This window comes from Jeotgalibacillus aurantiacus (assembly GCF_020595125.1).
Classification (GTDB): Bacteria; Bacillota; Bacilli; order Bacillales; family Jeotgalibacillaceae; genus Jeotgalibacillus; species Jeotgalibacillus aurantiacus.
This window is the reverse complement of sequence record NZ_JACNMS010000013.1, coordinates 1-12616: the sequence shown is the minus strand read 5'-3', so window position 1 is coordinate 12616 and position 12616 is coordinate 1. Positions and strand designations below refer to the sequence as shown.

The window sequence follows — 12616 nt, the reverse complement described above, 5'->3', positions numbered from 1 at the left end:
CCGCCATTGCCATGCACAAGGCTAATCACCCGCATACCGAACATTATTGTGAGTCAGTATGGGATGTTGATCCAGTTGAGGTGGTGAAGGGGAGGAAGGTCGGCTTGTGCTGGCTCTCTCCTGATTGCAAACACTTTTCTAAAGCGAAGGGCGGAAAGCCTGTTGATAAGACAATCAGAGGGCTTGCTTGGGTGGCGCTCAGGTGGGCGGCCACCGTCAAGCCAAGAGTCATCATTTTGGAAAACGTAGAAGAGTTTAAAACGTGGGGACCACTTAAAGATGGTAAGCCAGATCCAGATCGAAAAGGATACACATTCAAATCATTCGTGAAACAGTTTAGGAAACACGGATATGAAATCGCCTGGAAAGAACTTCGGGCCTGTGACTTTGGCGCGCCTACCACTCGGAAAAGGTTATTTCTAATTGCCAGATGTGATGGGCAACCGATCACATGGCCGGACGCTACTCATGGAGATCCGCAAGACTTAAACGTGCAACTTGGATTAAAGAAGCCATACCGCACTGCAGCTGAAGTCATTGATTGGTCGCTTGAGTGTCCAAGTATCTTTGACCGGAAAAAGCCATTGGCTGAGAACACAATGAGGAGAATTGCAAGAGGTTTTCAGCGTTTTGTAGCAGAGAATCCAAATCCATTTATCGTAAGAATCGGACAAACTGGCTTTGGTGGTGATCGCCTTCAATATGAAATTAACAGGCCATTGACCACCATCACTACAAAAGCAGAGCACCTGCTTGTTACACCTTACTTAACGACCTATTATACTGAAACGCTCGAGAATGAAGTGAGAGGTCAAATAGTCGATAAACCAATCGCTACAATCCCGACAGCTAATAGATTCGGTCTTGTCACGGCGTTTTTAACAAAATATTACGGACAGGGTATTGGTCAGGAGTTGGTTAGTCCAATTCATACAATACCTACAAAAGATCGTTTCAGCTTAGTGACGGCTTTCTTAATGAAATATTATGGACAAGGCACGGGACACATTTTGGACGAACCCTTGCACACCATAACATCCGGGGGAAATAAATTTGGTCTTGTCACTGTAGCTGGCATTAATTATCAAATAACAGATATAGGAATGAGGATGCTACAGCCACACGAACTATTTTTAGCTCAGGGATTCCCTAAAGAATTCATCATCGATAAAGATTATAAAGGCCGTAAATATCCGAAATCAGCACAGGTTGCCAGGTGCGGCAATTCAGTTCCTCCACCATTCGCAGAAGCGCTTGTGAGAGCGAACCTTCCTGAAATGTGCGTAAATCGTGAAATGGTCAAATATAGTCTGCAAGCATGAAAGGAGCGGGTCAGTTTGTACAAAGATTCGAGTCGTGCATTGTTAAGCGAACGCTCTGGGAATATGATCATTGGAAATTATCAAGTGAATTTTGATGTTAGGAAAAAGACTGACGATCGCACCTGGTATGTCTGGGCATATAACCGAAACACCGGAAAAGAGGGATGGGTTAGGTATTCTCAAATCAGAAGAGCGGAAAAATATGCTGCTTTAGTAGAGAGTGATAACGAATCAAATTACCCTCATCCTGCATATGTAACGGTCGGGAAAAGAAAAATGCTCATAGGGAGATATGAAACTGTTGATGAAGCTCAAGAGGCAGAGGAGAGAGCAAAAGAGGCGCTGTATGGATGATTGCATCTTATGTGGTGTCTATGTCCCTCAAGGCGAGGATGTCTGCCCGAACTGCTATAGAGAGTATTTCCACATAATAGAACCAAAGGGAGAAGGTGCGCCGGAGTGAAATTTAAGATTGCAGGGTACCAGGTCACGACGGATCCGCTTAACTACAAAGTGGAGAAAGAGATACAAAAGATTGGGGATGACGGTCAGCCGCTCCAAGGTCAGTTCACGATGCGATTCGTGGGTTACTATTCAAACATGGAGCGGGTATGTGAAGCGTTGCTGGAACATGAATTGAAACCCAGTGATGCTGAAAACCTTGCTGAGATCGTCGAACTGATCATTCGCAGTAAGCGTGAGATCATAGCTGCTGTCAGAGAGTGGGGTAAGTCGATTGAAAAAGCACAGGATACTGAAGAAACTGGTGTACTCGCTGACTGAATCGAAAATTGAACAGGTGATCGCCGCTCATGAGGAAAGAGGATGGAAGCGAGGCAGTGACATTAAACCGCATGGCTATGGTTTAGGCTGCCTGATGACATTTGACAACGGGAGGGACGTTTCGTGAATAAAGAGATCATAATCAGCGCAGAAGAGATCGTCGAGTACATTCAATTAAAGATCGCTCATCAAAAAGCCCTTATCGAGGTTAATGGCAATATTGATAGCGGGATCGACATAGGCAAAGAAGAAAGTATCTTAGAGGCATTGGAGGATCTGTTAAGTGAGATATCCGAATAATCAGGATTTTTCTTTCAAGGATGTAAAGCTTACTGTAGATCAATACCTTGCCTTGAAAGAAATGAAATACCTGGATAAGCAGATTGCTGTGAAAGCCAATACCAGTGTTGCAAGGCTCAGAGGTTGGAAGAAACTAAATAACATTGAGCGGATTATCGCAAATATTAAGAAGGAGCGGCTGCTTGAACGTCGCTCAATGATTCATTAAACCAATTACAAGCGGTACTGAGGGGGCTATTGCTTTGCAAATCATTGAGAACTACGCAGACTTAACGCGGAAGATCAGCATTATCGAAACGCAGATAGAAATGTTCGAAGTGGACATTGATTTCTGGTTTGGTAAGGGCTCTATTCCATTCAGTTCAAAGGGAGCGGCTGGCTTCGGTATTGAAACCGCAGCATGGAACACTGACCGGGTATTAGAGAAGCTGGACCAGCTCCGGAAGATGTTAGAGTTCTATCAAGAGATTAAAAGCGAAATGGATGACAATATCAATTCACTCGACGGTCTGGAGTACAAGATCTCTTACATGCGGTATATAGAGAACAAAAACTATAAAGAGATCGCTGATCAATTGGGCTACAGCTATGGCTACATAAGGAATGTGGTCTCTAACATCAAAAAACATGACAATGATGTGACACAGCATGTGAAAAAAGCCTGATATACTGAAAGCATAGAAAACCCCTTTCAACTTCTATATTCAGACTTTGGTTGGTCTGAGCCATGGAAAACCACCTGACACTTGTTGGGTGGTTTTTGAATTTATGAAAGGATAATCTCTTTTTATTGGCGAATATTTGCTAATAAGGGGGAATTATAATGAATTTTGATACAAAGTATTTAATTAGATGGGGAATTCCTGGTTGGGTTTTTATTCTGATCACATCACCATTTTTGCTTGAAGTATTTAACGATCTAGTGGTCAATACATTTAACACTAATAGCAATATAGTTGCTGTATCAGCAGTAGCAATTTTAACTTTAATAGGTGTGCCTTTGGGTTACATAATGAATCAGATCCACCATTCATTATTCTGGGTAATACCTAAGACTGGTTTCGAAAGTGAAAGATATTTTAAAGATGAAATACTACTGGACAATTATTTCAACGCTCATAAAAATGGTGATGAACTAAGGAAGAGATATTCGTACCTGCTTACACGTAAACATGAGTTAGGCGCTGTTATGGTTAGTTGCATTCTCAGTACTCTTATAAATATCATTGTCATTTTTAATATTGGGGACATATTGATAATTTCATGGTACGGATTGTACTTTCTACTGACTTTATTTTTTCTATTTCTCATTGTTAAGAGTCGAAACTATTCCAGTAAAAATGTACAAAGGTATTTTGAGTACTACTTGGCCGAAGCAAAAGAAAAGCAAAATGGCAATCATAATAGTTTTAAATCTTATTGGAGCAGCTTCTTATGAAGTTGCTTTTTATTTTGCATAAGGAGTTGATAATATGAGATTACAAGAGAAAATTAAACAATTGCAAAGAAATCTGGAAAAGGAAGTGTGTTCTGAGTGAAACAGAAACTATCTATATTTTATTGCTTGGACAAGTCTTGTGGATTTGAAGTTCGCACTCATAAGAACACAGATGCTTTGTTATGTCCAAGATGCGGCGGTCCGGCTGGTAGTGAATATGTAAATAAACCGCAGGAGGGAGTCTTACGCAATGAATGATAGACTTCTTGACTATATTAAAGAACTAGAAATCATTGTGCTGAACTCAGGAAAGAAGCTGCCTGTTATGCGAGAGGATCTGTTGGATCTACTGTACTATGAGGCTGATCCAGAGTGAGGAAGCACACAGCAGCAGCCAAGCGCTTCTACAATTCCAGGGCGTGGAGGAAGTGCAGGGCTGCATACATCAAGTCAGTCTTTGGGATATGTGAGAAGTGCGGCAAGCCTGGATACATTGTCGATCATATCATCGAGATTAATATTGATAATATAAATGATCCAGATATTACGCTTAATCACAACAATTTGCAGTATTTATGCTTGAAATGCCACAACAAGAAAACATTTAAAAAACAATATGCAGTTGAAGACGGATATGGGTTTGATGAGAATGGCGATCTAATAAGGATTGAGGGAACAGATTGAAACCAAATCCCCCCGGTCACAAATTAGAATGAGGCCGTACTGAAACCGCAGGTAACCATTCACGTAATACGCAGGTCATTTCGCGTGACCCCCTACCCCCTAAAATGCAGAAAGAAGGTGGAAAATTGGCGACCAAAAAAGTATTGACCAAAGATGAACGGGTGAAAAAAGAAATTAACCGGCTACGTCGTGTGCTGAAAAGTGAGTTGTCAAAAGAAGCCTTTGCTGCAGTGGAGGGTTTGATCATCGAAGCGTCTGATCTTCGGATTCGACTTGAGGATATACGGAAAGACCTTGATGAAAATGGATACGACGAAATGTTCTCTCAATCCGAGTTCCAGGAACCATACGAAAGAGAGCGTCCGCAGGCCAGGCGTTACATTGCAATGAATAAAAACTATCAATCAATCATGAAGCAGCTGGGTGACTATATTCCAAAACCTGATCAAAAGAAAAAGGGTGACTTCATAGATCCTTTTGAGGAATTCGTGAATAGCCGTGACGGCTAGTATGAAAAAGTATCCGGTCAGCTATAACCCAATACTTGAATATTGGGCGAAGATTGAATCTGGCGAGATCATTGTTGGAAACAAGATCCGCCGGGTTTATAAGCAGCTGGCTTTCGATGTGTTTAATCAGGACAGTGAATATGAGTACAGCCCAAAACGTGCAAATCATGCGATAGAGTTTATTGAAAACTTTTGCCGGCATAGTAAAGGTAAGTGGGGCGGCAAACGAATTGAATTAGAATTATGGCAAAAGGCAGGTCTTGCAGCGGCTTTTGGGTTTGTTCATAAGATTGATGGCACCAGAAAGTATAGAGAAGTGCTGATTATCGTTGCCCGTAAAAACGGGAAGTCTACGCTTGGATCAGGCATTTCACTTTACTTGCAGATTGCAGATGGTGAGCCAGGACCGGAAGTATACGCCGTTGCCACAAAGAAAGACCAGGCGAAAATCGTCTGGCTTGATGCCAAAAAGATGGTTAAGAAATCGCCCTTTTTATTGAGGAAGATCAAGCCTCTTGTAGGTGAAATGGTCAGCGACTGGAACGACAGCGTATTTAAACCACTTGGAGCTGATTCTGAAACGCTGGATGGTTTGAACGTTCACGGCGCAATGATGGATGAAATCCATGCATGGAAAGACAAGAATCTTTATGACGTTGTGGCCGACGGAACATCAGCGCGTGAGCAGCCGATGATCTTTATGATCACAACAGCCGGTACCGTAAGAGAAAGTCTTTACGATGATAAGTACGCGGAAGCCGAACGATGGATATTGAGCCTTGATGATGAAAATGAATATACGAATGACCGGTTCTTGCCTCTGATCTATGAGCTGGACAGCCGGGACGAGTGGACACACGAAGAATGTTGGCCGAAAGCGAACCCTGGTCTCGGTACGATCAAGAGCATTGATCAGCTGAGAACGAAGGTCCGAAAGGCAAAACAAAATTCTGCACTGGTGAAGAACCTTTTGACAAAAGATTTCGATGTGCCGGAAACATCTACGGAGGCATGGATGCCTTTAGAAGAAATCATTAATCCAGAAACATTCGATATGGAAACAGTGCGCGGCACTTATGCCATCGGCGGTGTCGATTTATCCAGTACGACGGATTTAACATGTGCAACCCTGCTCATTATGAAAGACGGTGACCCGACAACATATGTCCTACAGCAGTATTTCATTCCTGAAGAGTTTGCACAGCAACGTAAGGAAGAGGATGAAGTACCTTATGATGTTTGGGAAGAGCGTGGACTTGTAACCTTTTGTGAAGGACACAACGTCAATTACACAATGGTTACTGAATGGTTCCAGAAGATGATGAATGATTATGACATCACGCCTCTTTGGATTGGGTATGACCCTTGGAACGCTCAGTATTGGGTGCGGGAAATGGAAGACAACGGTTTTCAGATGGAGGAAGTGCGTCAGGGAGCCAGAACTATGTCACAGCCTATGAAGATATTGAGAAGTAACTTAAAGGCCAAGCAGGTCAATTACAACAACCATTCAATTTTAAGATGGTGCCTGGCTAATACATCAATCAAAGAAGATGACAATGAAAATATCAGGCCGGTTAAGGGGTTAAGTCAGAAACGACGAATTGATGGAGCGGTGGCCCTGATCATTGCTTATGTCATCTTGCAAAACAAGTATCAGGATTATATGAACATGATCTAAGTGCCGGAGCAGGTGCTTATTTTTTATGTCTTGAAAGGTGGTGAGATAGTGGGGAAGTTTTGGGACCGTGTCTTTGGATTACCTGGACAAAATCAGGTGGATGAGCAAACAAAAACCGTTTTTGAAACATTGAACGGATATACACCGGTGTTTAACGAGCTTGGCAATGACCCTTTTACAAAGGATGCCGTGCGATCTGCGATCAACGCGATTGCTACGAATGCGGCAAAGTTATCTCCGAAGCACATTAGGCGGACAGAAGAAGGGATCGCACCGGCAAAAAAGAGCCAGTGGCAACATTTGATTAGCAGGCGGCCAAATGAAATCATGTCAGCGTTTGATTTTTATTACAAAACGTTTGCTCAACTTTATCTGCATAACAATGCATTTATCTATTTGAAGCATAATTCAAACGGTGTTTTAGAAGGCCTTTATCCAATTGAATTTTCAATGGCTGAAATGGTCGAATCAAAGACGAATCAGCTTTATATTCGTTTTCAGTTTTTAAATGGCAAGCAACTGGTAGCGCCATACGAAGACTTTATTCATCTGAGGCGTTTTTATGTGCACTCTGATTTATTCGGTGAGTCGAACGAGAAAGCGTTGAGATCAACCCTTTCCCTTTTACAGACAAGTGATGACGGTATCGTGAATGCGGTGAAGTCTTCTGCCTATCTGCGAGGTTTGATTAAGTACAATACAATCTTGAAGGATAAGGACCTTGTGTCGAACAGGGATAGCTTCGTAAAAGATTACTTGGACGTTTCAAATAATGGCGGTGTTGCTGCACTCGATAGTAAAGCCGATTACACAGAGCTGAAGAATGACCCGAAAATGGTGGACAGTAAACAGATGTCCATCATCCAGGACAAAGTATATCGATACTTCAATATCAGTGAAGCCATTGTTACGAGTAGTTACGATGAAAACCAGTGGAACGCATTTTATGAATCAGTGCTCGAGCCGTTAGCCATTCAGTTTTCACAGGAGTTCACCGAAAAGCTTTTCACAAAAGAGGAGCAGAAGCGTGGCAATGAAATCATTTTTGAAGCCAATCGTCTTGCTTATGCTTCAAATACAACAAAGATATCACTACTTCGGGATCTGGCACCACTTGGCTTATTCACGATCAACGAAGGACGTGAAATATTCAACATGGCCCCTGTCGATGGCGGTGATGAGCGGATTAAAACGCTCAATGTAGTGAATGCAGCTAAAGCCGATGAATATCAGCTTGGTAAAAAATCTACGGATGTGAAATCCACCAAAGGAGGTGAGACAGATGACGAAGATGAAGACGATGACTCCTGAAACGCGCGACTTTTTTACACAGGCTGAACTGGAGATCAGAGAAGATGGAGAAGGGAAGCGTACCCTTTCCGGTTATGCCGTGAAATGGGAGATGAAGTCTCACCCCATGGGTTACTTCAGACGATTTAAAGAGCAGTTTAAAAAAGGTTCATTCAGCGATTCTCTTTTTAAAGACGATCAGCGGGCTTTGTGGTCACACGATACATCGAGGGTTCTTGGCAGGACCGGTAACGGAACATTGAGACTCTATGAAGATGATATTGGACTGCGTTTTGAACTGGATCTGCCAAATACAACGCTCGGCAATGATACGTATGAAACGATCAAACGTGGGGATGTAGATGGCGTGAGTTTCGGCTTCAAACCGAAAAAGCAGGAGTGGGATGAATCAGATCCGGATAATTTGGTGAGAACCATCGTTCAAGCTGACATTTTAGAGATCAGTCCAGTGGCGTTCCCTGCTTACCCGGACAGCCAGGTACAGGCAAGAGGTAACGACCCTTACAAGCAATACCTCGAAGAAAAAGAAGAACGTGAACTAAAGGAAAGAAGGGAGCGGCTTGCTCTCTTAACTTATTAAAAACGAATGTATTGGAGGAAACCGGAATGAATAAAAGACTACGAGAAATTCTTGAAAGAAAGAATGCCATCCGTGTTGAATTGCGTGGTGATGGTCAATTGACGAAAGAGCAGCTGGACGGTTTTGATAATGAACTGCGTGAACTGGAAGAGGAAGAGCAGGAAATCCGCAAGCGTTATGAACTAGCAGATAAAATCGAATCAGGGGCAGCGGAATCTCGCAAGGTAGAAACGCCTGCAGATGAAGAGAAGCGCGAATCCGAAGATGTTGAAATGGAGAAGCGCGGGCAGGACTTGCTTGAAAATCGTGCGATCATGGTTTCTTCTGGTGATATCGTGCTGCCGCACCATGACTCAGCCAACATCAAAGGCACTTTCAATCAAGTATCTACGCTTGTGGACCGTGTACAGAGCACACCACTTGAGGGTGGAGAGTCTTACCGAGTGCCTTTTGAAATTCAGCACGGTGAAGGTAATTATACCGCAGAGGGACAACCTTATTTCGATGTTGATCAGGAGTTCGGTTATGCGAATATTACCAAATCAAAAATCACTGCCTATACTGAAATTTCAGAGGAAACTTTGAAGCTTCCACGTGCTCAGTACGCTACCCGTGTTATTGACGGTGTACGTAAAGCTGTACGCAAGAAAATCACTAAAGAAATTCTTGCAGGTGATGGTGCGACAAATCATTTTGCTGGTATCTTTTCAACGGCTGCCGCGGCGATCAACCCAGCAACAGATGTTGAGATCGATGACATCAATGAAGATACTCTGGATGACATCATCTACTCTTACGGTGGGGATGAAGATGTTGAAAGTGAGTCAGTCCTCGTGCTAAATAAAGATGACCTCCGTAAGTTTGCAAAGCTTCGTATTGGAACTGATAACCGGAAAGCATATGAAGTCGTGCATAACGGAAATACAGGAACCATCAATGGTGTTCAGTACATCATTAACAGTGCTGCGAAGTCGACCGAGCTTGCTGCTGAGGGTGAATATGTGATGGCTTATGGTCCAGTCCTGAACTATGAAATGGGTGTGTTTTCTCCACTGGAGGTTCAGCGGTCAACGGATTACAAGTTTAAAGAAGGTATGGTCGCATATCGTGGATCAGTATTTGCCGGCGGTAACGTTGTCGCGCACAACGGATTCCTGCGTGTGAAAAAAGCTATCCCTACACCTTAATAAAAATAAATTAATCTATGGAGGTAATGAAAATGGAAGCAAAGGTTCTACGTATTTTTCGTGACGGCAAGGGTGGAGAAGTATACCCGAAGAATTCTGTTTACAAATCAGAGGATAAAGAACGTTTTGAATATCTTCAAAAAGAGGGCTTTCTCGAAAAAGAGGAAGCCTCTTCTGATGGAGGTAAAGACGAAGCTGAATTCCCGAAGCACACAGGTGGAGGATATTTCGAGCTGTCAGACGGAACAAAGGTACAGGGTAAAGATGCCGCCGTGAAAGAACAGGAGAAGCTTGATAAGGCTGGTGAATAATCATGCCATCAATTGAGCAGGTACGTAAAGATTTGCGTGTCTCAAGTAATGCATTTGATGATGAAATTGAAAGCCTGATGGCGGCTGCAAGAGCTGATTTAAAATCATCAGGTGTGTCTGCTGAAAAAGTCGATGCTACAACTAATACGGATCCTCTAATTGATAGAGCGATCCGTATTTATTGTAAAGCTGAATATGGTTTTGATAACCCTGAAGCACCTCGTTTTCGAGAGTCCTATCAAATGTTAAAAGATCATTTATGTCTGGCGGGTGATTATCGTGAGCAGTCGGTGGAGTGATGTCATTGATCTGATTTCAATTGATGAAGAAAACGAGGTCATTAATGAAAATGGTTACCCGGTGCCTGCTGAAACTAGAAGAGAGAACATTTTTTGTAATAAAAAAGATGTTCGATCAGCTGAATTTTATCAGGCTGCTGCACAAAACATCAGACTTGAAATGATGCTTGAAATGCATTCAGTTGATTACCAGGGTGAAGAGTATCTTTTCTTTCATCGAGATCAGAGCCGTTACTTCATTGAACGGACTTATGACCGAGGCGAAAAAATAGAGCTCGTTTGCCGGAAAGATGGTGATCGGCATGCAGGTTAAGTTCGAAGGGATTGACAGGCTGTCTCAAAAGCTTGATGAAATGAAAATTCTCGGGGAAGTAGAAGGGTCGGCGCTTAATAAGAGTGCTGATCATTTGAAAAGCAAGCTGCAAGACAATGTGTATCGAATGGGTCTGAGCAGACGTACCGGTAAAGCTGAAGGCAGTGTGCTCATCAGTGAAATTCAAGATGGAAAAATATTTATTGGATTCAGCAATCAGCAGAATGACGCGTTTTATATGTTTTTTCATGAGTGGGGAACCAGTAAAATGCGGGCAAGGCCGGTTTTGAGACCCACATTTTATCAGGAGCTTCAGACCCTAAATAGGATTTTGAAAGAAGAGCTGCAGAAGGGGATGGGTCTATGAGTTTAAGTGGACTGATTGCAACAACGTTATCAGCATCTGGACTGCCGGTTAGACCGCGCGTCTATGATGGTACCGCCAGCCAATACATCACATACTTTCTCATGGTAGATTCTCCGGTGCTGCATGCTGACAATCAGTTAACAGACACTGAATCCTATATCCAAGTGGACCTGTTTTCAAAAACTGATCCAACCAACAAAGTGTTTGAGGTTAAATCACTGATGAAAGCGGCTGGGTTCATTTATGCGGACCACCGGGAGTTGTACGAAGACGATACAAAACTCTTTCATGACACATTTACATTTAAAATCACGCAAAAAGCTCCTTTGTAGGGCTTTTTTATTTTGCAAAAACAAGGAGGAATATCCATGGCCTTTACAGGTTTGATTAAATTCCATTACGCAAAACAATTAACTGATGTACCAGGTGTTGGCGCAACATATGACACACCAAAGCCGGTGGGGTCGGCAATTTCACTTTCAGAAACTCCCACTACAAGTATGACAACGCTTTATGCGGAAAATGGACCTTCTGAAACAGCTGCAGCTAATGGTCCGACAGCTGCTGAAATCGGCGTGAAAGATTTAACGGATGAAGTGCTTGCGGATCTGCTTGGTCAAACAATTAATGCAGATGGTGTGCGTATCCAGAGTCGAAATGATACTGCTCCTTATGTTGCCCTAGGCTTCCAGATGACTAGTGAGTCTGGGGATGATGCTTTTGTATGGTTATTCAAAGGGAAATTCGCTCGTCCATCACGAACGGCGAATACAAAGGGTGAATCAGTAGAGTTCAACACGCCTACAATCACAGCAACGTTCATTTCACGCGATTTTGACGGTGAGGAAAAAGCGACGATTCGTAAAAACGCAACAAATTCTGCTATTACTGATTCTTGGTTCGAAGCTGTCTATGAGCCAGTTCCAACACCTTAATTCAATTATGTAAAGGAGGGCTCTTTCCGAGTCCTCTTATTTTATATCTGGAGGGATATTAGTGGAGATTACATTGCAGGTAATTGACGAACAAAACGAAGTAGAAGAGAAGCATTTTTCGGTACCGTTTGTACCGGCATCAACCATGCTCGCATACTTTGAAATCGAAGAAAAAATTGAGAATAAAAAGCAGCTAAAGCCATCAGAGATCAAGCTATATGTTGACTTGATTGTAAAGACGTTCAGAAATCAGTTTACAGCAGAAGAATTTTTTGATGGAGTGCCCAGTCATCAGTTAATGGGGGTCATTACTGAATTCATTTTGTCGATCAACAAGGATCCCTACGCGGATAAAAAAGGTGAACCCTCGGGGGAGCGTCAAAAGACAGTCAATTAATGACTGTCAAAAAGGTTTACCGTCACCTGTTAAGTAATGGTCATACATTGATTGAAATCGATGAAATGGACATCTGGAGATACATCTATATTTACGCACCACCAAAATCGGCATCAAAGAAAACATATGATTGGCTGCTTTTATAAAGTGAGGTGAGAACATGGCTGATGAGATTGGAAGTTTGAAAGTATCCTTGTCT

The 12616-nt window shown here is 42.6% G+C and carries 21 protein-coding genes; all 21 read left to right on the top strand.

Features of this window, described 5'->3' with window-relative positions:
* Positions 1-1322, top strand: a 1322-nt coding sequence (locus tag H7968_RS17755) for a DNA cytosine methyltransferase (protein WP_227397343.1), incomplete at its 5' end; no start/stop codon positions are given.
* A 15-nt stretch (positions 1323-1337) separates the two neighbouring features.
* Positions 1338-1676 (top strand): hypothetical protein, encoded by a 339-nt coding sequence (locus H7968_RS17750; protein WP_227397342.1) that lies wholly within the window; start codon positions 1338-1340, stop codon positions 1674-1676.
* A 105-nt stretch (positions 1677-1781) separates the two neighbouring features.
* Complete coding sequence (locus H7968_RS17745; protein ID WP_227397341.1) at positions 1782-2105, top strand: hypothetical protein; 324 nt, start codon at positions 1782-1784, stop codon at positions 2103-2105.
* 123 nt (positions 2106-2228) lie between these two features.
* Entirely contained in the window at positions 2229-2405 is a 177-nt protein-coding gene (locus H7968_RS17740) for a hypothetical protein (protein WP_227397340.1), read from the top strand.
* Positions 2389-2613 carry a hypothetical protein gene (locus tag H7968_RS17735; protein WP_227397339.1) on the top strand — a complete coding sequence of 75 codons (225 nt, stop codon included), beginning with the start codon at positions 2389-2391 and terminating at the stop codon, positions 2611-2613. The genes H7968_RS17740 and H7968_RS17735 overlap by 17 nt, the downstream gene beginning before the upstream one ends.
* A 34-nt stretch (positions 2614-2647) precedes the next feature.
* Positions 2648-3070: a sigma-70 RNA polymerase sigma factor region 4 domain-containing protein gene (locus tag H7968_RS17730; RefSeq protein WP_227397338.1), complete on the top strand. Its 423-nt coding sequence runs from the start codon at positions 2648-2650 to the stop codon at positions 3068-3070.
* A 158-nt stretch (positions 3071-3228) separates the two neighbouring features.
* Positions 3229-3843 carry a BA5345 family protein gene (locus H7968_RS17725; RefSeq protein ID WP_227397337.1) on the top strand — a complete coding sequence of 205 codons (615 nt, stop codon included), beginning with the start codon at positions 3229-3231 and terminating at the stop codon, positions 3841-3843.
* Between the two features lie 250 nt (positions 3844-4093).
* Positions 4094-4219 carry a hypothetical protein gene (locus H7968_RS18065; protein WP_264476792.1) on the top strand — a complete coding sequence of 42 codons (126 nt, stop codon included), beginning with the start codon at positions 4094-4096 and terminating at the stop codon, positions 4217-4219.
* The gene (locus tag H7968_RS17720; protein WP_227397336.1) at positions 4216-4527 is read left to right on the top strand and encodes an HNH endonuclease; all 312 of its coding nucleotides are present in this window, start codon (positions 4216-4218) and stop codon (positions 4525-4527) included. Before H7968_RS18065 ends, H7968_RS17720 begins: the two co-directional genes overlap by 4 nt.
* A 125-nt stretch (positions 4528-4652) precedes the next feature.
* Entirely contained in the window at positions 4653-5036 is a 384-nt protein-coding gene (locus H7968_RS17715) for a hypothetical protein (protein ID WP_227397335.1), read from the top strand.
* A gap of 1 nt (position 5037) precedes the next feature.
* A complete protein-coding gene (locus tag H7968_RS17710) occupies positions 5038-6717 on the top strand; it encodes a terminase large subunit (RefSeq protein ID WP_227397334.1) in 1680 nt (559 codons plus the stop codon).
* Between the two features lie 48 nt (positions 6718-6765).
* Positions 6766-8028 (top strand): phage portal protein, encoded by a 1263-nt coding sequence (locus tag H7968_RS17705; RefSeq protein WP_227397333.1) that lies wholly within the window; start codon positions 6766-6768, stop codon positions 8026-8028.
* A complete protein-coding gene (locus H7968_RS17700; RefSeq protein WP_227397332.1) occupies positions 8000-8608 on the top strand; it encodes an HK97 family phage prohead protease in 609 nt (202 codons plus the stop codon). The genes H7968_RS17705 and H7968_RS17700 overlap by 29 nt, the downstream gene beginning before the upstream one ends.
* 26 nt (positions 8609-8634) lie before the next feature.
* Positions 8635-9795 carry a phage major capsid protein gene (locus H7968_RS17695; protein WP_227397331.1) on the top strand — a complete coding sequence of 387 codons (1161 nt, stop codon included), beginning with the start codon at positions 8635-8637 and terminating at the stop codon, positions 9793-9795.
* A gap of 32 nt (positions 9796-9827) precedes the next feature.
* Positions 9828-10106 carry a hypothetical protein gene (locus tag H7968_RS17690; RefSeq protein ID WP_227397330.1) on the top strand — a complete coding sequence of 93 codons (279 nt, stop codon included), beginning with the start codon at positions 9828-9830 and terminating at the stop codon, positions 10104-10106.
* A gap of 2 nt (positions 10107-10108) precedes the next feature.
* Positions 10109-10405 (top strand): head-tail connector protein, encoded by a 297-nt coding sequence (locus tag H7968_RS17685; RefSeq protein WP_227397329.1) that lies wholly within the window; start codon positions 10109-10111, stop codon positions 10403-10405.
* The gene (locus H7968_RS17680) at positions 10386-10718 is read left to right on the top strand and encodes a hypothetical protein (RefSeq protein ID WP_227397328.1); all 333 of its coding nucleotides are present in this window, start codon (positions 10386-10388) and stop codon (positions 10716-10718) included. The genes H7968_RS17685 and H7968_RS17680 overlap by 20 nt, the downstream gene beginning before the upstream one ends.
* Entirely contained in the window at positions 10708-11085 is a 378-nt protein-coding gene (locus H7968_RS17675) for an HK97-gp10 family putative phage morphogenesis protein (protein WP_227397327.1), read from the top strand. Before H7968_RS17680 ends, H7968_RS17675 begins: the two co-directional genes overlap by 11 nt.
* Positions 11082-11417 carry a hypothetical protein gene (locus H7968_RS17670; RefSeq protein ID WP_227397326.1) on the top strand — a complete coding sequence of 112 codons (336 nt, stop codon included), beginning with the start codon at positions 11082-11084 and terminating at the stop codon, positions 11415-11417. Before H7968_RS17675 ends, H7968_RS17670 begins: the two co-directional genes overlap by 4 nt.
* Positions 11418-11453: 36 nt before the next feature.
* Positions 11454-12020 carry a major tail protein gene (locus H7968_RS17665; protein WP_227397325.1) on the top strand — a complete coding sequence of 189 codons (567 nt, stop codon included), beginning with the start codon at positions 11454-11456 and terminating at the stop codon, positions 12018-12020.
* A gap of 61 nt (positions 12021-12081) precedes the next feature.
* On the top strand, positions 12082-12417 hold the full coding sequence (gene gpG / locus H7968_RS17660; protein WP_227397324.1) for a phage tail assembly chaperone G: 336 nt from the start codon (positions 12082-12084) through the stop codon (positions 12415-12417).
* Positions 12418-12616: the final 199 nt, after the last annotated feature.

What these genes read in the sequence shown, in the direction of transcription:
- H7968_RS17665 (WP_227397325.1), top strand. Translation starts at nt 11,454, where the DNA reads ATGGCCTTTACAGGTTTGATTAAATTCCATTACGCAAAACAATTAACT.
- H7968_RS17700 (WP_227397332.1), top strand. Translation starts at nt 8,000, where the DNA reads ATGACGAAGATGAAGACGATGACTCCTGAAACGCGCGACTTTTTTACA.
- H7968_RS17710 (WP_227397334.1), top strand. Translation starts at nt 5,038, where the DNA reads ATGAAAAAGTATCCGGTCAGCTATAACCCAATACTTGAATATTGGGCG.
- H7968_RS17670 (WP_227397326.1), top strand. Translation starts at nt 11,082, where the DNA reads ATGAGTTTAAGTGGACTGATTGCAACAACGTTATCAGCATCTGGACTG.
- H7968_RS17675 (WP_227397327.1), top strand. Translation starts at nt 10,708, where the DNA reads ATGCAGGTTAAGTTCGAAGGGATTGACAGGCTGTCTCAAAAGCTTGAT.
- H7968_RS18065 (WP_264476792.1), top strand. Translation starts at nt 4,094, where the DNA reads ATGAATGATAGACTTCTTGACTATATTAAAGAACTAGAAATCATTGTG.
- H7968_RS17695 (WP_227397331.1), top strand. Translation starts at nt 8,635, where the DNA reads ATGAATAAAAGACTACGAGAAATTCTTGAAAGAAAGAATGCCATCCGT.
- H7968_RS17690 (WP_227397330.1), top strand. Translation starts at nt 9,828, where the DNA reads ATGGAAGCAAAGGTTCTACGTATTTTTCGTGACGGCAAGGGTGGAGAA.
- H7968_RS17725 (WP_227397337.1), top strand. Translation starts at nt 3,229, where the DNA reads ATGAATTTTGATACAAAGTATTTAATTAGATGGGGAATTCCTGGTTGG.
- H7968_RS17685 (WP_227397329.1), top strand. Translation starts at nt 10,109, where the DNA reads ATGCCATCAATTGAGCAGGTACGTAAAGATTTGCGTGTCTCAAGTAAT.